Raw genomic sequence first — 20,305 nt, forward strand, 5'->3', positions numbered from 1 at the left:
CGGGGCCTCCTCACGACTGTGGATAGGCCGAACCAAGGACCACCCTCGTTCGGTAACCCACGAACATGCGCGAGAGAGGCCCTGGCCCGCAACCCCTCACACAAGAGGAGCTGCTCATACCGTCTGACGGCCAACGGTGCACGTGTGCAGGGCGAGGGGCGTTTTCGTCGGGTGCAAGACTGGTGGGGTGACCCAGACGCCAACGCCGCACGTGCGCGTCGAGGGGTTGTCCCGGCACTTCGGAGCCGGTGAGTCGCGCGTCGAGGTGCTCCACGACGTGACGTTCTCGGTCGCCCGGGGAGCGCGCTGCGTCATCGTCGGCGCCTCCGGGTCCGGGAAGTCCACCCTGCTCAACGCCATCGGCGGCCTCGACGCTCCTGACGCCGGGACGATCCACGTCGCGGGGGAGCAGGTGACGGGGAGGTCACCCAGGGAGTTGACGCGCTACCGCCGCGCGCACGTCGGGTTCGTGTTCCAGTTCTACAACCTTGTCCCGGACCTGACAGTGACCGAGAACATCCAGGTGACCGCGCAGCTCGTCCGTCGCCCCCTGGACATCGACGAGCTGCTCGAGCACCTGGGCCTGACCCAGCACCGGCACAAGTTCCCCGCGCAGCTCTCGGGCGGCCAGCAGCAGCGGTGCGCGATCGCCCGGGCCCTGGTCAAGGGCTCCGACCTCCTGCTCGCCGACGAGCCCACCGGGGCGCTGGACCGGCACACCTCCCAGCAGATGCTCGAGGTCCTGGACGACGTCCACCGGCGGTACGGCGCCACCCTCGTCATGGTCACGCACAACGAGGCCATCACGGCCCTCGCCGACCAGGTCATCGAACTGCGCGACGGGCGCATCGTCCGCGACCGGCTCAACCCCCATCCGCTCGCGGCCCGGGACCTCGACTGGTGAACAGGGACGCCGTGGCCCTCGGTCTCCGCCGCCAGTGGCGCGGCTTCCGCGCCACGTGGGCGCGCTGGACCGCGATAGCCGTGCTCCTGACCGTCGGGCTGGGCGTGGTGGTGGGGCTCCTGACCTCGGCGTCCGCCACGCTGGGCGCGCTGGAACGCGGCGCGCGCGAGGGACAGCTCGCCGACGGCATGGTCGTCACCGAGATCCCGCTGACGGAGCAGCAGGTCGCCGACGTGGAGGCGCTGGGGGCGCGCATCGTCCCGACGCCGTTCGTCGACGTCCCGGGGCGGACCGCGGGCACCGACACGACCGTGCGCGTGCTCCGCGCGGACCAGGCGTTGAGCCGTCCCACGCTGGACGCCGGCGTCCTGCCCTCGGCCGACGACGAGGGCATGGTCGAGAAACTGCACGCCCGGGTGCACGGCCTGGGCGTGGGTGACACCCTGGCGGTGGACGGCCGCACCCTGCGGATCACCGGGATCGGCAGCCTTCCCGACTACGCCTCGGTCACCCCCCACGTGGGCCAGTCCGGCGACCCCGAGCTGTTCGCGCTGGTGGTGGTGGCTCCGGACGCCTTCGAGGAGGTGGCGGCCGCCCACCCGCGTGCCGTCTCGTGGGTGTACGGCTACGCCCTCGAAGGCGCCACCCACGAGCAGGTGCGCCGCCTCCTGGGCGAGGCGACCCTGGATCCGGCGAGGGCGTCCAACCCCTACGTCGCCGTGGCCACGGATGCCGCCCGCGCTGCCGGCCTGCCCGTCAGCTACCCGGCGGTGTCGCTGTTCCTGCCGGCCGACGACAACCCGCGCATCAACGGGGCCATCTCGGACGCCCGCACCACGATGGCCGTCACCCTGGTCACGACCGTCCTCGTCCTGCTGCTCGTCGCCTACGTCCTCGCCGAGTTCTCCCGGGACCGGATCGTCCGGGACTCCGTGGTCATCGGCACCCAGTCGGCCCACGGCACCAGCGAGCGCGCCCTGCTGGCCCACTACCTGGTCCTGCCGCTGGCCGTCACGCTCGCCGGCTCGCTGCTGGGGCTCCTGCTGGGCCGGGCGCTGGCCCCCTTCCTCGGACTGGTCACCGACTACTACTCGTTCCCCGCGGCCCCGGTCGAACCCACCCCGCTGGTCGCGCTGCTGAGCATCGTCACACCCGTGACCCTGGTGACGGCGGTCAACGCCCTCGTCATCCGGGCCGCGCTGGGCCGCCCCACGCAGGAGCTGTTGCGTCCCCAGCCGGCCGGCGGGCCGGGCCTGCCGGTGCGCCTGGACCGGCTGCCCTTCGTGAGCATGTTCCGGTTGCGACAGGCGCTCCGCACCCCCGGCAGCTACCTCCTCATCGCCGCGGGCACGTTCCTGTGCATCCTCCTGCTGGTCTTCGGGCTCGGGATGCGAAGCTCGATGGACACCTACCTGACCCGCGCCGAGGACGAACTCCTCTTCCACGACTTCTACACCCTGCGGTTCCCCGACCTGGCTGCCGTTCCGCCCGGAGGGCACGAGGCCGTGGCCGTCCCCCTGCGGGTGGTCGGGGCGGACGGGCTGCCGGGGGAGTCGCTGACCGTGCTCGGCGTGCCCGCCGACAATCCCTACTTCGCGGTGGACGTGGACGCACTGGGTGCACAGGAGCTCGTGATCTCGCGGGCCGCGGCCCACAAGTACCGGCTGGGAGCAGGCGACACCCTCACCCTCAACGATGGGGAGCTCTCGTGGGCCTTCGACGTCGTGGACGTCTCCGACTACACCACCTCGGCGTTCGGGTTCACGACCCCGGAACACGCGCGGGCGTTGGTGGATCCGGCGGTCCTGCTCGCGGCGCGGTCGATGGTTGGCGCCCGCCCGGGCGCGGACGACGGCGGCGACGGCGTCGTGCCCTACTACAACGCCGTGTTCTCCGACCAGCCCCTGGACATCGACCCCGACCGGCTGGTCAGCCACAGCACGCGCGAGGAGATGCTCGGTGGCGTGGAGAAGTTCAACGCCCTCCTGTCACGCATCGTGGCGCTCGTCTCGTGGTCGTCCATGTTGATCATGGTGGTGGTGCTCTACGTGCTCGTCCGCCTAGTGGTGGCCCGTCAGTGGTACTCGATCTCGCTGCTGAAGGCGCTGGGCTACAGCGATCGTGAGGTGGGCAGGCTCTACCTCGACAACTACCTGTGGCTGGTTGCGGCGAGCGTCACCATCGCCGTCCCGACGTCGGTGGCCATCATGGGCGAGGTCTGGCGGCTGATGACGGCCCACCTGCCGATCGGCATCCCGTTCCTGGTCACCCCGGGTGACGTGGCCCTGATGGCCGGGCTCGCGCTGGGCGCCTACGCCGTGGTGCGCGTGGCAACGGCCCGTGACACCAGGACGGTGCCCGTGACGGAGGTGCTGAAGTTCCGGGAGTGAGGCCGCCCGCCGTCAGGCCTTGACAGTGTGCCCCGTCGGACGGGGCAGGCTCCCGGCCCCCTTCAGCAGCAACCCGAGCCGGACCAGCGCCACCACCAGGAGCACGCTGATCCCGACCGCCGCGAGCGTGGTCGCCGCGACCGACACCAGAGCCGACTGGTCGGGCGCGAACCCGCTGAAGGGTGCCAGGGCGACCAGGAGACCGCCGATGACCGCGGACGCCGTCCCGAGCCGTCGCGCGAACCGGAAGGGGCTGGCGCGGAGCGCCAACGCGAGCGCCAGGAGGGTGGCGCCGACGAGCAGCCCGAACAGGGGCAGGAGCCACACGTTCAGGGCGAGCCACGTGGCGAACTCGGTGGCCTGCGCCGGCACCTCCATCGTCTCCAGGTTCGAAGCAAGGTTGACCCAGACCAGGTGGATGGCAGCGGCCGAGGCGGTGGCGAGGGTGGCGACGCCGGTGGTCACGGTGAGCCCGATCGAGCGGCCCTCGCTGAAGGTGTGGGCGAGGGCCACGACGACCACGAGCAGCGCGACGTCGACGATGAGCAGCAGGCCGCCGCGCATCGTCACCGCTATCGGTGCGGTCACCTGCCCCGGCCCCATGCCGAAGGTGTAGAACAGCGCCGTTCCGAGGATGACGAGGAGGCCCGAGGCGAGCGTGGTGATGGCGGCGAGTCGGTGGTCGGCGTCCCAGTGGGATGCGAGTTCCTGATCGTTCATGGTGGAACCTCCGGGGGAGGCCGCGTGGCGGTCGGTGTGGCTGTCGCGTTGGGCCCCCGCAGCGCCCATTCTACGCCGCGGGCGCCTCGTCAGGGGGCACCGCACGATTCCGCTCCGAGCCCACCGGGGGTCCCCGGCCCGGTCTACGCTGGAGGTGTATCGGCGTTGGGGGTGATCCGGGTGCATCCGTTCTACGGTCCCAGCCGCCGCCTGGTCTCCGGGGGCGAGACCGGCCTGTCCGGGCTGGTCTCGATGGCGGCCTACCTCGCGTTCTGGGCCGCGGCCCTCGTCGTCGCCCGGCGTGAACTCGATCGGCGGTGGCCCGTCGCCCCGCGCGGCGGGTCGGGATCCGATGCCGCGTTGGGGGTGCTGCGGGAGCGGTTCGCCCGGGGCGAGCTGGACGAGGCGCAGTACCGCGCCATGGTGGGCGTCCTTGCGGGGGGTCCGGGCGGCGCGTCATGACCACCACCGCCTCACGGGGCTCACGGCTGGCCTTCTGGGCGGGGTTGGCGTGGTTCGGTGTCAGCACCGTCCTCTTCCGTCGACGCGACCCGATCGTGGGCTCCCTCATCGTCACCGACCGGTGCAACCTCAACTGCCGGCACTGCGCCGTCGCCAACCTTCGCAAGGTCGACTACCCGTTCGAAACGCTGCGACGCGACCTTCGTCGACTGCATGCCGAGGGGGTACGGCTCCTGCTGTTGTACGGCGGCGAACCGCTGCTGTGGCACGACGGGGAGCTGACCCTGCGCGATGTCATCGCCGAGGCGCGGGCGATCGGCTTCGGGTGGGTCGGCGTGGTGACCAACGGCACCCGCGGCGTCGACCTCCCGGAGGCCGACCTCGTGCTGGTCAGCCTGGACGGGATGCGCGAGCACCACGACGCGATCCGCGGACGCACCTTCGACCGGGTGGTCACCGCCCTCCAGGCGGCGGACACCCCGAACCTGTGCCTCTACATGGCCGTGAACCGGGAGAACCTCGACGACCTCGAGGACGTGGCGCGGCTGGCCGGCTCGCTGCCTGCGGTGCGCGGTGTCTCGTTCAACCTGCACACGCCGTACCCGGGGACCGAGGCGCTGGCCCTCGACCCGCAGCAGCGCCGGGAGGTGTGCGCCCGGATCGGAACCCTGATCCGTGACGGCCACCCGGTTCTCAACCTCGCCTCGGCCCTGCCCCGGATCGCCGACCTCTCGGCGCCCCGCCCCTGCCCCCAGTGCGTGGTGGTGGAGGACGGCGAGCAGTGGAGCTGCGGACGCTGCATCGAGATCCCGGGGCTGTGTGAGCAGTGCGGGTTCTCGTTCGCCGCGGAGCTGTCGCTGCTGTTCCGAGGCTCCCCGGCCGTGGTGGCCGAGGTCCTCCGCCGGTACCCCGCCCTCCTGCTCTCCGGCCGGCGGGCTAGAGCGGACGCAGGGTGAGGGCCTCGACGAGCGCCCACAGGCGCCGCCGCCGCGACGACTCCGGGGCCGCCCACCCGGCGCGGCCCCCCTCGCCGGCGTGCTCGGCGAGCATCTGGGACCACAGGGGTTCGATCAGGTGGTAGGTGACCCAGCGCTCCAGGTCGTGGTAGCGGTCGAAGCCCCGCGGCGTGAGGGCCCGGCAACCCCCGGGGCCGGGCCCCGTGAGTAGTCCGGTTGCCGTCATCGCGGCGGTCGCGGCCCGCAGCAGCACGGCGGCGGGCACCCCCGATCCCGGCTCGGGCGGGCACAGGCGTCCGGAGTAGGCCTGCCAGAACGCGTCGTAGGCCGCCCCCCCGAGCCGACCCAGGTGGAGGCGCCGCGCGATGGGCAGCCGACCGGCGGCGACGTCCGCGATGTAGGTCTCCACCCCGAAGTGGTTCACGAGGAAGTCCCGGCCCAGGAACGAGGACGCCCCGGCGCCCAGTCCGAGGAAACGCCGCCGGGTGATCGAGGTGTAGCTCGGCACGTCAGGACGGTTGAACGTCCAGACCGAGCGCCGCTCGTACCCGTGTGCCGCGGCCAGCCGGGTGGCCTCCGCCAGCACCTCGTGCTCACGCTCACGGTCGTGGTTGGCCGGCCCGAACGCGGTGTAGCCGAAGCGCATGAGCGGGTAGGTGGAGACCTGGCCCACCCCCAGCTGGAAGCAGGTGACCAGGTCGTCGAGGAACGAACCGGCGTGGGCGTCGTCGTACTCGACGTCGAGGATCAGGTCGGCGTCCACCAGGTCGAACCGGCCGACGGCGTGCGTCAGGGCGTCCTTGGCCTGCCGGGCGTCGTGCGGACGCCGCAGGTGGTGCAGGACGTCGTCGGAGAACGACTGGACGCCGATGCTGACAGCGGTGAAGCCCAACCCGCGCAGCGCGTCGAGGCGGTCCGGGGTGGCGTGGGACGGCAGCACCTCGATGGCGCGTTCCCCGCTCACCGGGAGGGCGTCGAGGACCGGCTGCAGCAGCTCGGGGAAGAGCGTCGGCGTCCCCCCGCCCACGTACAGGGAGGTGAATCCCGTCGTGCCGGCAGCTCCGGCCTGGACGAGCGAGCGCGCCTCGACCAGCAGCGCCTCGAAGTAGCGCTCCGGCTGGCCCACGCGCGGGACCACCTTGTTGTACGGGCAGAACGGGCACACGCGAGCGCAGAAGGGGACGTGCACGTACGCGCCGAGGGGCCCGTCGGCCAGCCCGACCACCCGCGCGGAGGACTCCCCCCGTGGACCGGAGCCTCGCAGGGCACCCGGCAGCCGTTCGGCCGCGCTCATGCGCCCATCCTCGCAGACGGGTGCCCTGCGTCGCCGGTCAGGCGGGCTGCTCCTCGGTGGTGGCACCCTCGGTGATCTCACCCGGCACATCCCGGGTGGAGTGCTGCACCGCGATCTTGCGCGGCTTGGCGGCCTCGGCCACCGGGATGGTCAGCGTCAGGACGCCGTCGCTGTAGTCGGCGCTGATCTGGTCGGTGGCGAGCCCTCGGCCGAGCGTGAGCTGGCGGGCGAACGTGCCCACAGCCCGTTCGCGCGTCAGCCACTGGGTGTCCTCGTCGGCCGACGTCGTGCGCTCGGCGCGGATCGTGACCGTCGCGCCGTCCATGTCGATGTCGATGCTGCCCGGCTCGACGCCAGGCAGGTCGATGTGCGCGACGAACGTGTCACCGGAGCGGTACAGGTCCATGGGCATCGCGACCGAGGCGGGCGTGCGGGTGACGTCGCCCAGGAGGCGGTCCATCTCGCGGAACGGGTCGAACATGGCCATGAGTAGTCCTTTCGCATCAGGCGCCCTGGTTGAGCGTGGTTGACTCAATCTTATACCTGAGCGTGGGGGACTCAACTCTGTTCAAAGACCCGATCCGCAGTGACCAAGCGGTTCGGGATTCAACCTTCAAAGAGAGTTGATAATCAAACAAGATTGAGTTACTGTCCTCTTGTCACCGTCAGAGAGGCTCCCGATGTCCCACGCGTACCACCCCGCCACCTTCGCGTTGCAGGCCGTCATCGCCCAGTCGAACGTCCTCGAGCGCGAGCTCGCCCGGCTGCTGGGGCTGAACGCCACCGACTACCGCGCCCTGTCGGCGCTGCAGCAGCTGTCCCGCCAAGAGACGGTCACGATGACCGGTCTGGGCGCGGCGCTGGGCACCACGGCGGCCACGACAAGCGCCATCGTCGACCGGCTCGAGCGGGCCGGCTACGCCCAGCGGAACCGGGCCGAGACCGACCGCCGCCTGGTCACCATCGAGCCGACCCCCCTGGCCTGGCAGAAGATCGTCGAGATCATGCGCCCCCTCATGGGCGCCACCGACGTCTGGGTCAAGGCCCTGCGTCCGGAGGACGCCCAGCTCGTGACGGAGTTCCTCCAGGTCACGGCCACCCACCTCACCGACCACGCCGCGACGCTGGCCGCCCAAGAGGCGGACCGGTGAGACGGCCCCGCACGCACGATTCCCGTTCCCTCCCGATCCCTCCAACCTCGTCTCCCCAGGAGTCCACCATGTCCCTGCCCTCCCTCTACATCGGCCGCGGCCGATCGTGGATCGTCGCCCTCTTCTTCCTCCTGTTGGGAGGTCTCGTCGTCGGTTTCCTGCCCGAGGCCGAGCGGGACGCCTCGCCCACCGATTCCCTGGCCCAGGGCTACGACAGCACGCGCGTCGTCGAGCTGGCCGAGCGCTTCCCCCAGGAGGGTGACGGCACGGCCCTCATCCTCTGGACCTCCACCGACGGGGAGGCCCTGACCGAGGAGCAGCTGGCCGCGGCCCGCGAGTCCCTCTTCGAGCGGTTGCCCGACGACGCGTTCGCCGGTGCCGGGGGTCCGCCTCCCGGAGTGGACACGGGTGCCGCCGGCCCGCCCGCCGGCATCCCCCCGCTGCCGCTGGTCAGCGAGGACGGGACCGCCGCCTTCGGCACGATCGCCATCGACGCCGCCGACGGCGCCGAGAACCGCGACGCCATCGCCACACTGCGCGCCGAGCTGGTGGACGAGGCGGCCGACGGCGTCACCGTGCAGGTGACCGGGCCCGCGGGCATCCGCGCCGACCTGGGTGCGGTCTTCGACGGCGCCAACTTCCGGCTGCTCGCCGCGACCGCCGCGGTCGTGGCCCTGCTCCTCCTGCTGACCTACCGCAGCCCCATCCTGTGGATCATTCCGCTGCTGGTCGTCGGTCTCGCCGACCGCCTGGCCGCCATCGTCGCGACGCACACCCTGCGCCTGGCCGGCGTGCCGTGGGACGAGTCCACCATCGGCATCCTCTCGGTGCTCGTCTTCGGTGCGGGCACGAACTACGCCCTCCTGATCATCTCCCGCTACCGCGACGAACTGCGCGCCAGCGAGGACCGGTTCCTGGCGATGCGCCGCGCGCTCCGTCACGCGGGCGAGGCCGTCGTCACCAGTGCCTCCACGGTGGTCCTGGGCGTCCTGACCCTCCTGCTGTCGGTGTTCCCCGCGACGCGCGGACTCGGTCTCGCCAGCGCCGTCGGCATCGTCATCGCGGCCGGCTACGCCCTCGTCGTCCTCCCCGCGGTGCTCGTGCTGGTCAACCGTTGGGTGTTTTGGCCGCTGATCCCTCGCGTGGGGCAGGCCGCCCTCGTCGACAGCGACCGGTCGGTGTGGGCGCGGGTCGGCAACCAGGTGGCGAAGCGTCCCGCCGCCTTCATCGCCGCCAGCCTGGCGCTGATCGCCGTCATGGGCGCGGGCCTGTTCCGCATCGAGACCGGGCTGGGCCCGTCCGACCAGTTCCTGCGCAAGCCCGAGGCCATCGTCGCGCTCGACCGTCTCGGCGAGTCCTTCCCCGCCGGCGAGTCCGACCCCGCCCTCGTGATCACCGAGGACGACCCGTCCCGTGTCGTGGAGCTGGCCGAGGCCGTCCCGGGGGTGGCCTCCGCCACCGTGGGTGACACCGCGGATGAGCTCACCCAGGTCCGGGTCGTGCTGGAGCCGGAGCCGGGCAGCGACGAGGCGCGCCAGACCATCCGTGACCTGCGCACGGCCTTCGAGGGCCTGGACATGACCGTCGTCGGCGGCACCGAGGCCCAGGCCGTGGACAGCCTGGACGGCTCGGCCCAGGACCAGCGCACGATCATCCCGCTCATCCTGGCCCTGGTGCTGGGCGTCCTGTTCCTGCTGCTCCGCTCGGTGGTCGCCCCGCTGGTCCTGGTGGCCACGGTGGTTGGGACCTACGCGGCGGCCCTCGGGGCCTCCTGGGTGCTGTTCGTCGAGGTGCTCGGCTTCGAGCGGCTGGACTCCAGCGTGCCCCTGCTCACCTTCCTCTTCCTGGTGGCGCTGGGCATCGACTACAACATCTTCCTGGTCACCCGGGCACGGGAGGAGGGCCTGCGGCACGGCAGCAAGCGGGGCATGCTCCGGGCGCTGACGGCCACCGGCGGGGTCATCACGAGTGCGGGCATCCTGCTCGCCGCGGTGTTCGCGGTGCTCGGTGTGCTCCCGCTGGTGGTGCTGGCCCAGATCGGTGTGATCATCGGCATCGGCGTGCTGCTCGACACCCTGCTCGTGCGCACCGTCCTCGTCCCGGCCATCGCGATCATGCTGGGAGATGCCTTCTGGTGGCCGCGCCGCCCCGGGACCGCGGGCCGCACGGCCCTCCCGGCGGGGGATCCCGACCGCCAGGCGGGGGAGGCCGCGCCGGTGTCCGCGCAGGAGGAGGCGTCGGTGGCCCGCTGAGGCCCGTCGCCGGACGTAGCGCCGCAGGCCGGTCGCCCCGAGGGGCGACCGGCCTGTGGCCGTGTCGGCCCGGCGTCCGTGACTTTCGCCCGCGCCGGGATTCGGGACGCGGCGAGGTCCTAGGGTTGGGAGGTGGTGCCCGCATCGACCCGGGGGAGGAACCTCCATGAACAGCACGGACCTGAAGACCACGCCGCTGGCCATGACGGGGGCGCTGACGGCCGCGTGCGCCGTGTCCGGCTCGCTGGCCACCGATCCGAAGTCCGCGTGGTACTCGGGGCTCGACAAGCCGCGTTGGCAACCCCCCGGGTGGCTCTTCCCGATCGTCTGGACGGCCCTCTACACCGACATCGCGGTCACGTCGGCGGCCGCGATCAAGAGCCTGCACGACGCCGGCGACCAACGCCGCGCCCGGGACTTCCAGGCAGCCCTGGTGGTCAACCTCCTGCTGAACCAGGGCTGGAGTTGGGCGTTCTTCCGGGCGCACCGGCTGCGCCCTGCCACCGTGGTCGCGGCGCTGCTGGCCGCGAGCGCGATCGACCTCACGCGGAGGGCCGGCGCGACCGGACGGAGCCGTGCGATCGCCCTGGCGCCCTATGCGGCCTGGTGCTCCTTCGCGACGATCCTGACCGCGGAGATCGCCCGTCGGAACCCGCGCGACTGAGCCGCCGGGCCGAGGCGGCCCCCACGGTGGGGCCCCCGGCGGGGCCCCCTCGGAGGTACCCCCACGGGTGAGGCGTGGTGCGCGGCGTCCCCGCAAGACTGGGACGCCACAGCCACCACGAGCCGAGGAGGAACCATGGCGGACAAGGGTCTCAACGATCTCTTCAAGGACACGCTGCGCGACGTTTACTACGCCGAGAAGCAGGTCCTTAAGTCCCTGCCGAAGATGGAGCGGGCGGCCAACGCCGAGGAGGTCAAGCAGGCCTTCCGCACGCACCTGAAGCAGACCGAGGGGCAGATCGAGCGCCTGGAGAAGGTGTTCGGGATGATCGACCTCACGCGAGCCTGCTCGAGCAGACCCTCACCGAGGAGTCCGAGACCGACGACCTGCTCACCCAGATCGCGGACGCCGGCGCCAACAAGGAGGCGCTGGCGGAGGCCAAGGGTGGCAGCTGACCGTTGACCGGAGTGGGACCAGCCCGAGCAAAGGAGAACCGCATGTCGCCAGCCAAGAAGAAGACCCCCGCCGCGGACATGGCGCCACCCCCGCCCCGGCCCCCCGGCCCCGGCGTGGAGGACCCCGCTCTGGCCGAGCCCACGGCCCCCGTGGCCCCGCCGCCGCCCAAGCCGTCCCAGCAGGGCCCGGCCACGGTCACGCCGACCGGGGCCCCCACGGGCGCGCCGCCCGAGGCCATGGCCCAGCAGGGCGAGTACCTGACGACGGCCCAGGGGGCGCGGCTGCGGACCACCGACCACGCCCTCAAGGCCGGCCGGCGCGGACCCGTGCTCCTGCAGGACCACCACCTCCGCGAGAAGATCACCCACTTCGACCACGAGCGCATCCCGGAGCGGGTCGTGCACGCCCGCGGCACGGGCGCCCACGGCGTGTTCGTCGCCAACGGACGGGCGACCAAGATCTGCCGCGCGGCCTTCCTGAAGAAGGGCGTCGAGACGCCGACGTTCGTGCGGTTCTCCACCGTGCAGGGCTTCCGCGGGTCGTCGGACACGGTCCGCGACACCCGAGGCTTCGCGACGAAGTTCTACACCTCCGAGGGCAACTACGACCTCGTGGGCAACAACATCCCGGTGTTCTTCATCCAAGAGGGCATCAAGTTCCCCGACATCGTCCATGCGGTGAAGCCCGAGCCCGACCGGGAGATCCCGCAGGCGCAGAGCGCCCACGACACCTTCTGGGACTTCGTGTCGCTGCACACCGAGGCGCAGGCGCACGTTGCGTGGAGCATGTCGGACCGGGCCGTGCCGCTGTCGTACCGGATGATGGAGGGCTTCGGCGTCCACACCTTCCGGCTCATCAACGACGCGGGCGAGACCAGCCTCGTCAAGCTCCACTGGAAGCCGCGCCAGGGCGTCCACTCGCAGGTGTGGGAAGAGACCCAGCTGACGGCCGGGAACGATCCTGACTTCCACCGTCGGGACCTCTACGACGCCATCGACGCCGGCGCGTACCCGGTGTGGGACCTCGGCGTCCAGGTCATGCCCGACACCGAGGACGAGACGTTCGAGGGCATCGACCTGCTGGACCCGACCAAGTTCGTCCCCGAGGAGCTGTGCCCGGTGGAGATCATCGGCACCATGACCCTCAACCGGCGCCCCATCAACTTCTTCGCCGAGGTGGAGCAGGTCATGTTCAACCCCGGCAACCTGGTGCCCGGCATCGACGTGACCAACGACCCGCTGCTGCAGGTGCGGCTGTTCTCCTACATCGACACCCAGATCACCCGCCTGGGCGGGCCGAACTTCAACCAACTGCCCATCAACCGCGCCCACTGCCCGGTCAACGACATGTTCCGCGACGGGTTCCACCAGCACGCGGTGCACGGCGGAGTCGCGCCCTATCGACCGAACTCGCTCGACGGCGGCAACCCCGCCGAGGCGTCCGAGGACTCCGGCGCCTTCATCGACGTGCCGCAGCCGGTGGCGTCCGGCGCCAAGGTGCGGGAGCTGTCGGCCAGCTTCGACGACCACTTCAGCCAGGCGACCCTCTTCGTGCGCTCGCTCAGCGAGGTGGAACGCGAGCACCTCACGCGGGCGTACACCTTCGAGCTGGGCAAGTGCTACGAGGAGGCGATCCGGCTCCGCCAGCTGCAGTGCCTCGCGAACATCGACGCCGACCTGTGCGCCGAGGTCGCCCGCGGGCTCGGCCTGCCGGCCCCCGAGCCGACCGTGCCGCCGGTGGACGTCGAGCCCAGCCCGGCGCTGTCGCAGGTGGGCGGCACGTGGCCGGTCACGGGCCGCAAGGTGGCCCTCGTCGTGGACGCCGACACCGACCCCGCTGCGGTGCAGGCGGCGAAGGACGCCGTCACGGCCGCGGGGATGATGGCGTTCGTCACGGCGCCCTCCGGCGGGAAGCTCGGGGACGTCGTGGTCGACCGGACGTTCCTCACGGCGGCGTCGATCGAGTTCGACTCCGTGCTCGTCGTGGACGCTCCCGCGCCCGCCCCGGACGCCGTCCCACTGTTCGACGCCAAGGCGGGGCACGCCACGGCGGGCCGGCCCGTGGACCCGCGGGTGGCGAAGCTGGTGGCGGAGATGTTCCGGCACTTCAAGGCCATCGGGCTCGCCTCCGACGCGACGGACGTCCTGACGGCGGCCGGCGTGCCCGAGGACGCCCCCGGCGTGGTCGTCGGGGAGCCCGCCGCGGTGGTCGGGAAGCTGGCGGCCCTGCTCGTCGAGCACCGGGTCTGGCACCGCTTCGGGCCGGTGGACGAGGAGTCGGACGCCGCCCGGCGGTGAGCCGGGAGGCGGTCAGTTCGCCAGGGGCCTGTTCGTCCGGAGCAGGTGCCACACGCGCTCCTGGTTGAGGGGACGCTGCAGCAGGTCGACTGCGGCGTCCACCTCCAGGGGGAGCAGGTCCTCCTCGGACGCCGTCGCCCCGGGCCGCCTGCCGGTCAGGATCCCGGCGATGCGGGCCACGATCGCGCGGTCGGTCTCGGAGGCGTCCGCCCACCCGGCGTCCAGCGGCTCGGCGTCGGGGGAGTGCAGGGGCAGCTCGACCGGGGCCGGGGGCGTCCAACCGCCCTCGAGCAGCTCGAGCGCGACCGCCTTGGCCTCGGCCAGCACGCGGTGCACCGACGCGACGACCTCGTCCTCGGCGGTGAGCAGGTGCCAGTCGGCCGCCTGCCACGCCGACGTGCTGACCTCGCAGCTGGTCGTCACCGCGAACGCGGACGCCGCGGGTAGCGGTTCGCCCGCCCCCAGTGCGCGCACCAGCGACTGCACCGTGCCGCCCCACGCGGGGAGCAGTCCGACCGACCGCTCGGGGAACCCGGCGTACAGCTCGGCGTGCGTGACGACCCGGTTGGCGGCGAGCATCAGTTCGCAGCCGCCGCCGAGCGCGAAGCCCTTGGCAGCCGCCACCACCGGGAACGCGGCGTTGCGCAGCGCGTGGAACGCCACCTGCCCGCGGCGGATGAGCGCCCGCAGGCCCTCCGGATCCTCGGACTCGATGAAGTGCGTGAACGTCGCCAGGTTGGCCCCGGCGGAGAAGGCGCGGGGGTGGTCCGAACCGATGACGAGGGCCTTGAAGGCCCCCTCCTCGCCCAGCGCCAGGGCGCGCTCGACCATCTCGATGACGCCGGCGTCGCAGGTGTTCATCTTGGTACGCAGCGCCAGGCAGGCGACGCCGTCGCCGAGGTCGACGATGGCGGCCGCCTCCGACTCGACGAGCACGCCGTGGGCGCGCTGCGCGTCGGCGACGGTGAGCACGCCCTCGACCTTCCGCCGCTCCACCACCGAACCCGTCGACGACAGCACGGTGTCGGCGTCCGGGTAGAAGCCCCCGGCCTTCGCCGCGGCGGCCAAGAGCCCGGGCACCGCGCGTCCCTCGGCCTCGTACCGGGCCAGCAGCTGGGCCGCGCCCACGGCGTCCGCGAGCTTGAACGGGCCGCGCGCCCAGGCGTAGCCGAGTTCCATGCCCGCGTCGACGGCGGCGACGTCGTCGCCGACCTCGGGGGCGATGTGGCAGGCGTAGTCGAGCACCTGGGCGAAGACAGTCCACGCGTAGCGAGAACCGTCCGAGTCGCCCGCCAGCACGGCAGCGATGTCGCCGGCCGACCCCGCCGGGTCAGTTACCTGACGCCGCGCGCGGTACTCCAACGACTCCAGGTCGATGACCTCGTCCACCTTCTCGCCCGACTCGTTCTTGCGGCGGGTGAAGCCGCCGGGGCCGCGGCGTCCGATGAGGCCGTTGTCGAGCAGGTGCTGGAAGACGCGGTCGCCCATCAGGTCGTAGCGCTGGGCGGCGTCGTCGGCAGGCAGCGCGCGGGTCAGGACCGGCCACAGCAGCGGCACCAGGTTGACGCCGACGAGGTCGAACAGGCCGAAGACGCCGGTGCGGGGGATGCCGAACGGGCGCGACATGATCGCGTCGGTGGTCTCGACGTCGAGCCCGGCCTCGAAGGCCTCCAGGGCGGCGACGGCCATCCAGTGCGACCCGAGGCGGTTGGCGATGAAGCCGGGGGTGTCGCGGCACTCGAGCACGGTCTTGCCGAGCTGGCGGTCGGCGACGCGGATGGTGCGCTCCAGCACCTCCGGCGAGGTGTCGGAACCGGCGACCACCTCCAGCAGCTCCATCGTGCGCGGCGGGTTGAAGAAGTGGGTGATGGTGAAGTCGCGGGCGAACTCTTCGGAGTGCCCGCGGACCAACTCGGCCACCGGGATGCCGGAGGTGTTCGACGACACCAGCGTGCCCGGCCGGCGCAGCCCCTCGAGCTTGGCGTAGAGCTCGTGCTTGACGTTCGGGTCCTCGAAGACGGCCTCGACGATCCAGTCGGCCTCGGCGACGACGTCGAGGTCGTCCTCCACGTTGCCCGGGGTCACCCGCGCCGCGAACGCCGGCACCATGAACCCGCCGACCTGCACCTGGCGCTCGATCGCGGTGCGCGCCAGCGCCGAGCGGTCGTCGCCGTCGGCGACCCGGTCGAGCAGCGCCACCACGATGCCGCAGTTGGCCAGGTGGGCAGCGATGCCGGAACCCATCGTTCCCGCGCCGATCACCACCGCGCGGCGGACGGGCTCGAACCCGTCGGTCATCGGGATGCGGGGCTGGCGGTCGGCGATGGTCATGGGCGTCCTTCCGGGGGCTCGACTCTGAGCGGGGTCACCCCATCGTGTCACCCCGGTCAAGCGGCGGCGACCACCCCGGCGGCCTCGTTGATGACCTCCGCCAGCTGCCGACTGTGCGTGAACGGCAGCAGGTGCGTGGCGGAGCGCACGACGACGATCCGCGGGTCCTGGCAGGCGCGGGCATAGCGCCGGGTGTCGATGGCGAGCTGGTCGAGGGCGCCGGCGACGAGCCAGACGGGGCAGCTGACGTCGGGCAGCTGGTGGCAGCCGGCCTCGCTGACCACGCTGTGCCAGGCGTCGGGCGCGACCGCGTACCCGGTCGCGTCGGGGATCGCGTCCCCGCGCATCCCCATCACCCGCAGCACGGTGTTCGCGATGGACGCCATCCGCTGCGGTCCGACGACCGGCAGCAGCCTGGCGAAGTCGGTGTAGGCCCGGGTCAGGATCCGGTGCCGGCGCGGGTCGGCCATCGCGCCGACGAGCACCAGCCCGGCCAACGCGTCGGGGTGGCGCTGGGCCCAGGTGGTGGCGATGAACCCGCCGAGCGAGTGGCCGACGAGCACGACCGGGGTGTCAGGGGTCACCGTCGCGACCTCGTCGTCGATCACCGCGAGCGCCGCGTCGGTCGTCCAGGGCTGGCCCGCCCGGACGCCGTGGCCCGGCAGGTCGACGGCTCGCACGTCGGCGTCCACGAGGTCGGCGTAGCCGTCCCACGAGCGCGCGTTGAAGCGCGTTCCGTGCAGCAGGATCACCAGCGGTCGGGGCATGGACCCAGCGTACGTGGGGTGGTCAACCCAGACGCGCCGGACAACGTCAGATGCGCCGGCTGCATGCGGCGCGGGTGACGGCATCCGGCGCATTTGGGGTCGGCGGCTCCAAACAGCCGAACAATGTGAACTCGTCACACGCGTGAAACACCTGCTCCCTACAATCCAGCCATGACGGACGCCGGATCGACCCTGATCAGCCGCTATGCCGCGGCCCCGGGCGCCTTCGACGAGATGCTGGACGCCGACGGCTCCGTCCGTCCGCACTACCGCGCCGCCGTCGAACAGCTCTCCGCGGTCAGCGACCGCGAGCTCCTCTCCCGTGCCGAGTACGTGGGGTCCACCTACCTCGAGCAGGGCATCACCTTCGACGTGGGCGGTAAGGAGACGCCGTTCCCGCTCGACGTCGTGCCGAGGATCATCACCGCCAAGGACTTCGCCCAGATCGAGGCGGGCATCGCCCAGCGCGTGACGGCGCTGGAGGCGTTCCTGCAGGACATCTACTCCACCGGCTCGGTGTTCGTCGACGGGGTCATGCCCCGGCGCGTGGTCACCTCGTCGACCCACTACCACCGGGCCGCGCACGGCATCCAGCCGCCCAACGGGGTGCGGATCCACGTGGCGGGCACCGACCTGGTCCGGGGCGCCGACGGCCAGATGCGCGTGCTCGAGGACAACGTGCGCGTGCCCTCGGGCGTCTCGTACGTGCTCACCAACCGGCGGGCGATGTCGTCGGCGTTCCCCGAGGCGATGTCGCGCTACCGCATCCGCGCGGTGCACGAGTACCCCTCGATGCTGCTCAACGCCCTGCGTGCGGCCGCCCCGAGCGGCGTCACCGACCCCACGGTCGTGGTGCTCACGCCCGGCGTCTACAACTCGGCGTACTTCGAGCACGCGCTGCTGGCCCGCACGATGGGCGTCGAGCTCGTCGAGGCCGGCGACCTGGTCTGCCAGAACGGCCGCGTCATGGCCCGCACCACCCGCGGCCTGCGCCGGGTCGACGTCATCTACCGCCGCGTCGACGACGACTTCATCGACCCCGCGGTGTTCCGGCCCGACTCGATGCTCGGCGTCGCCGGCCTCATGGCCGCCGCGCGCGCCGGCAACGTGACGGTCGCCAACGCCGTCGGCAACGGCGTGGCCGACGACAAGCTGACCTGCACCTACGTCGACGACCTGATCCGCTACTTCCTCGGCGAGGAGCCGATCCTGCCCGGCGTCACCACGTGGCGCCTCGAGGAGCCGGCCGCGCTGGAGGAGGTGCTCGACCGCCTCGACGAGCTGGTGGTCAAGCCGGTCGACGGGTCCGGCGGCAAGGGCGTCGTGATCGGGCCTAAGGCCTCGGCCCAGGAGCTCGAGGCCCTCCGCAAGGCGGTGTTGGCCCGGCCGCGCGACTACATCGCCCAGCCGGTCGTGCAGCTCTCGACGGTTCCGACGGTGGTCGACGGCAAGGTGGCCCCGCGCCACGTCGACCTGCGCCCGTTCGCGGTCAACGACGGCGAGCGCGTCCGGGTGGTGCCGGGTGGGCTGACCCGCGTGGCCCTGCAGGAGGGCCAGCTCATCGTGAACTCCTCCCAGGGCGGCGGCTCGAAGGACACCTGGGTGCTCGACGACGCCCGCGTCCGCCTGCCCGAGCCCAAGCCGGCCCGCGGCAAGGGGCCGCGCCACCCGTCGCTGGTGCTCGACGACGAGGGCGAGCGCCCGGTCGTCCAGGTGCAGACGCAGTCCCAGTCGCAGGGCGGCCAGTCGCAGACCCAGCGCGCCAAGGGCGTCCGGTCGGTGCGCCGGCAGAGCCCGATGACGCTGTCGCGCATCGCCGACTCGCTGTTCTGGACGTCGCGCTACCTCGAGCGTGCCGAGGACACCAGCCGCATCCTGGATGCGAACGTGCAGTTCATGGTCGAGGACCCGACCGTCGACCACGAGCAGGCCGCCCGCGCCCTGCTCGGCGCGATGGGCGAGGACGCCGACGCGATCTCCCGCGGCCGCCCGGTCGACATCACGCTGGTCCTCGACCGGCTCTGCTACGCGGTGGACGCCCCGTCCTCGCTCCGCGCCACCCTCTTCGCCGCGCGCGAGTCGGCCCGCCGCGTGCGGGAGGTGATCTCCCTCGACATGTGGGAGGCGATCAACACCGCCTACCTCGACGTGCGGAGCCCGAGCTTCACGCGGCAGCCGGTGAGGCAGGCGTTCCGGCAGGTGCGCCACGGCGCGATCCTGGCCAGCGGCATGGCCCGCACCACGATGGTCAAGGACGAGGGCTTCGAGTTCATGATGCTCGGCCGCTCGCTCGAGCGGGTCGACATGACCTCGCGCCTGATCCTCGCCGCCGCCACCAGCGGGGGCACGTCGGTCGCGTGGTCGAACGCGCTGCGCGCCGCGGGCGGCCACCAGTCGTTCGTGCGCACCAACATGGGTGAGGGTTCCGTCGACGCCGCGGCCGCGTTCCTGCTGTTCAACGACCGGTTCCCGCGGTCGCTGGTCTACGGCCTGGCCGCCGTCGAGCACGCGCTGCGCGAGCTGGAACCCCGTAGCTCCTTCGCGCGGCAGGACGAGGCGCTGGTCACGATCGGCCGCGTCCGCGCCGAGATCGAGTACCTGCCGGCCGACAAGGTCCTCGACGGTCTGGCCGACCGGATGGAGCACGTCCAGCAGGTCTGCACCGAGGTCGGCACCCTGGTGTCGCAGCGGTACCTGACCAGCGGCGTCCCCGAGGCCTGGAAGGAGGCCCCGACATGCGGCTGAGGATCGCGGCGACCATCGCCCACCGCCACGCCGGCGAGGTGAGCCAGGTGCACCTGCAGGCCCGGCTCTCCCCTGCGGCCACGGCGCGGCAGGTCGTGCTGGCGCACCCGCTGGCGTCCGAGCCGACGGGTTGGCAGCGCTCCCACGACGACTACTGGGGCACCCGCGTCGTCGAGCTCGAGGTCACCGAGGCGCACGAGCGGTTCCAGCTGTCGCTCCTGTCCGACGTCAACCTGACCGGCATCGTCACCGCGGCGCCCGCCACCGACTTCGCCCGTCTGGACGCCGCGGGCGTCGAGGACTCCTTCACCGAGTTCCTCCGCCCGACCGCCCTCACCACGGCCTCGGACGCCGACGCCCGCGTCGCCGTCCGGTTGCGCCAGGAGACCCCCAACCCGACCGCGCTCGCGGAGGCGCTCTCGCGCGAGCTGGCCCCCGGCCCGGATGCAGGCGTCGACGACGCCACCCACCGGGTGATCGGCGCGCTGCGCGCGGGGGGAGTCCCGGCGCGGTTCGTGTCGGGCTACCGGGCGCCGGTGGGCGACTTCGAGTCGGGGGCGTCCGCGGCCGGCGAGATCGCGTCGTGGCTGGACGTCTGGGACGGCACCTGGCAGGGCTTCGACCCCGCCCGCGTGAGCCCGATCGGTGATAGGCACGTGATCATCGGCTGGGGCCGCGACCGCGCCGACGTGCCGCCGCTGCGCGGCATCTACTGCGGGCCCGAGGGCGCCGCGTGCGTCACCGAGGTGCAGGTCACGCGGCTGGCGTGAGCCGGTCGGTGTCCAGGACTCAGACGGTATGAGCAGCTCCTCTTGTGTGAGGGGTTGCGGGCCAGGGCCTCTCTCGCGCATGTTCGTGGGTTACCGAACGAGGGTGGTCCTTGGTTCGGCCTATCCACAGTCGTGAGGAGGCCCCG

Annotated in this window: 16 protein-coding genes and 1 pseudogene; 12 read left to right on the forward strand and 5 right to left on the reverse strand. The window is 72.2% G+C overall.

All coding sequences use genetic code 11. From position 1 onward, the window contains the following. Window positions 1-187 precede the first annotated feature (187 nt). Together H5397_RS15780 and H5397_RS15785 are read left to right on the forward strand one after the other, a co-directional pair. A complete protein-coding gene (locus H5397_RS15780) occupies window positions 188-904 on the forward strand; it encodes an ABC transporter ATP-binding protein (RefSeq protein WP_182818609.1) in 717 nt (238 codons plus the stop codon). Between the two features lie 11 nt (window positions 905-915). Beyond that, the gene (locus tag H5397_RS15785; protein ID WP_220492346.1) at window positions 916-3,294 is read left to right on the forward strand and encodes an FtsX-like permease family protein; all 2,379 of its coding nucleotides are present in this window, start codon (window positions 916-918) and stop codon (window positions 3,292-3,294) included. Between the two features lie 12 nt (window positions 3,295-3,306). Here H5397_RS15785 and H5397_RS15790 read toward each other — a convergent pair whose 3' ends face one another. Further along, window positions 3,307-4,014: a hypothetical protein gene (locus H5397_RS15790; RefSeq protein WP_182818612.1), complete on the reverse strand. Its 708-nt coding sequence runs from the start codon at window positions 4,012-4,014 to the stop codon at window positions 3,307-3,309. 180 nt (window positions 4,015-4,194) lie between these two features. On the opposite strand from H5397_RS15790, the gene H5397_RS15795 reads away from it, so the two are divergent. Further along, window positions 4,195-4,476: a hypothetical protein gene (locus tag H5397_RS15795; RefSeq protein ID WP_182818614.1), complete on the forward strand. Its 282-nt coding sequence runs from the start codon at window positions 4,195-4,197 to the stop codon at window positions 4,474-4,476. Then, window positions 4,473-5,432: a radical SAM protein gene (locus H5397_RS15800; RefSeq protein WP_182818615.1), complete on the forward strand. Its 960-nt coding sequence runs from the start codon at window positions 4,473-4,475 to the stop codon at window positions 5,430-5,432. The genes H5397_RS15795 and H5397_RS15800 overlap by 4 nt, the downstream gene beginning before the upstream one ends. Here H5397_RS15800 and H5397_RS15805 read toward each other — a convergent pair. After that, complete coding sequence (locus H5397_RS15805) at window positions 5,413-6,726, reverse strand: radical SAM protein (RefSeq protein ID WP_182818617.1); 1,314 nt, start codon at window positions 6,724-6,726, stop codon at window positions 5,413-5,415. The two genes, H5397_RS15800 and H5397_RS15805, sit on opposite strands and share 20 nt — an antisense overlap. Before the next feature lie 37 nt (window positions 6,727-6,763). Beyond that, complete coding sequence (locus tag H5397_RS15810) at window positions 6,764-7,213, reverse strand: Hsp20/alpha crystallin family protein (protein WP_375539375.1); 450 nt, start codon at window positions 7,211-7,213, stop codon at window positions 6,764-6,766. 193 nt (window positions 7,214-7,406) lie between these two features. Here H5397_RS15810 and H5397_RS15815 point away from each other — a divergent pair, with 193 nt between their 5' ends. The 5 genes from H5397_RS15815 (at window position 7,407) to H5397_RS15835 (ending at window position 13,546) form a co-directional block, all read left to right on the forward strand. Further along, window positions 7,407-7,877 (forward strand): MarR family transcriptional regulator, encoded by a 471-nt coding sequence (locus H5397_RS15815; RefSeq protein ID WP_182818618.1) that lies wholly within the window; start codon window positions 7,407-7,409, stop codon window positions 7,875-7,877. 68 nt (window positions 7,878-7,945) lie between these two features. After that, on the forward strand, window positions 7,946-10,129 hold the full coding sequence (locus tag H5397_RS15820) for an MMPL family transporter (RefSeq protein ID WP_182818620.1): 2,184 nt from the start codon (window positions 7,946-7,948) through the stop codon (window positions 10,127-10,129). Window positions 10,130-10,295: 166 nt separating this feature from the next. Next, window positions 10,296-10,793, forward strand: a complete 498-nt coding sequence (locus H5397_RS15825; protein WP_182818621.1) for a TspO/MBR family protein — start codon at window positions 10,296-10,298, stop codon at window positions 10,791-10,793. Between the two features lie 135 nt (window positions 10,794-10,928). Continuing rightward, window positions 10,929-11,255, forward strand: coding sequence for a ferritin-like domain-containing protein (locus H5397_RS15830; RefSeq protein WP_220492347.1), 327 nt, complete (start codon window positions 10,929-10,931; stop codon window positions 11,253-11,255). Window positions 11,256-11,290: 35 nt separating this feature from the next. After that, on the forward strand, window positions 11,291-13,546 hold the full coding sequence (locus H5397_RS15835) for a catalase (RefSeq protein WP_182818623.1): 2,256 nt from the start codon (window positions 11,291-11,293) through the stop codon (window positions 13,544-13,546). A 12-nt stretch (window positions 13,547-13,558) separates the two neighbouring features. Here the strand turns inward: H5397_RS15835 and H5397_RS15840 are convergent, their stop codons facing one another. Together H5397_RS15840 and H5397_RS15845 are read right to left on the reverse strand one after the other, a co-directional pair. Continuing rightward, window positions 13,559-15,877, reverse strand: coding sequence for a 3-hydroxyacyl-CoA dehydrogenase/enoyl-CoA hydratase family protein (locus H5397_RS15840; protein ID WP_182818624.1), 2,319 nt, complete (start codon window positions 15,875-15,877; stop codon window positions 13,559-13,561). A gap of 56 nt (window positions 15,878-15,933) precedes the next feature. Then, the gene (locus tag H5397_RS15845; protein WP_182818626.1) at window positions 15,934-16,644 is read right to left on the reverse strand and encodes an alpha/beta fold hydrolase; all 711 of its coding nucleotides are present in this window, start codon (window positions 16,642-16,644) and stop codon (window positions 15,934-15,936) included. 171 nt (window positions 16,645-16,815) lie between these two features. Between H5397_RS15845 and H5397_RS19220 the strand changes: the two are divergent. The 3 genes and pseudogenes from H5397_RS19220 to H5397_RS15855 all read left to right on the forward strand — a co-directional run. Continuing rightward, a pseudogene (locus H5397_RS19220) lies at window positions 16,816-18,258 on the forward strand (circularly permuted type 2 ATP-grasp protein); the annotation flags it as partial. A gap of 183 nt (window positions 18,259-18,441) precedes the next feature. After that, entirely contained in the window at window positions 18,442-19,389 is a 948-nt protein-coding gene (locus H5397_RS19225; RefSeq protein WP_375539348.1) for an alpha-E domain-containing protein, read from the forward strand. Then, window positions 19,380-20,159 (forward strand): transglutaminase family protein, encoded by a 780-nt coding sequence (locus tag H5397_RS15855; protein WP_182818629.1) that lies wholly within the window; start codon window positions 19,380-19,382, stop codon window positions 20,157-20,159. The genes H5397_RS19225 and H5397_RS15855 overlap by 10 nt, the downstream gene beginning before the upstream one ends. Window positions 20,160-20,305: the final 146 nt, after the last annotated feature.

The organism is Propioniciclava sp. MC1683 (assembly GCF_014164675.1).
In the GTDB taxonomy this organism is placed as follows: domain Bacteria; phylum Actinomycetota; class Actinomycetes; order Propionibacteriales; family Propionibacteriaceae; genus Propioniciclava.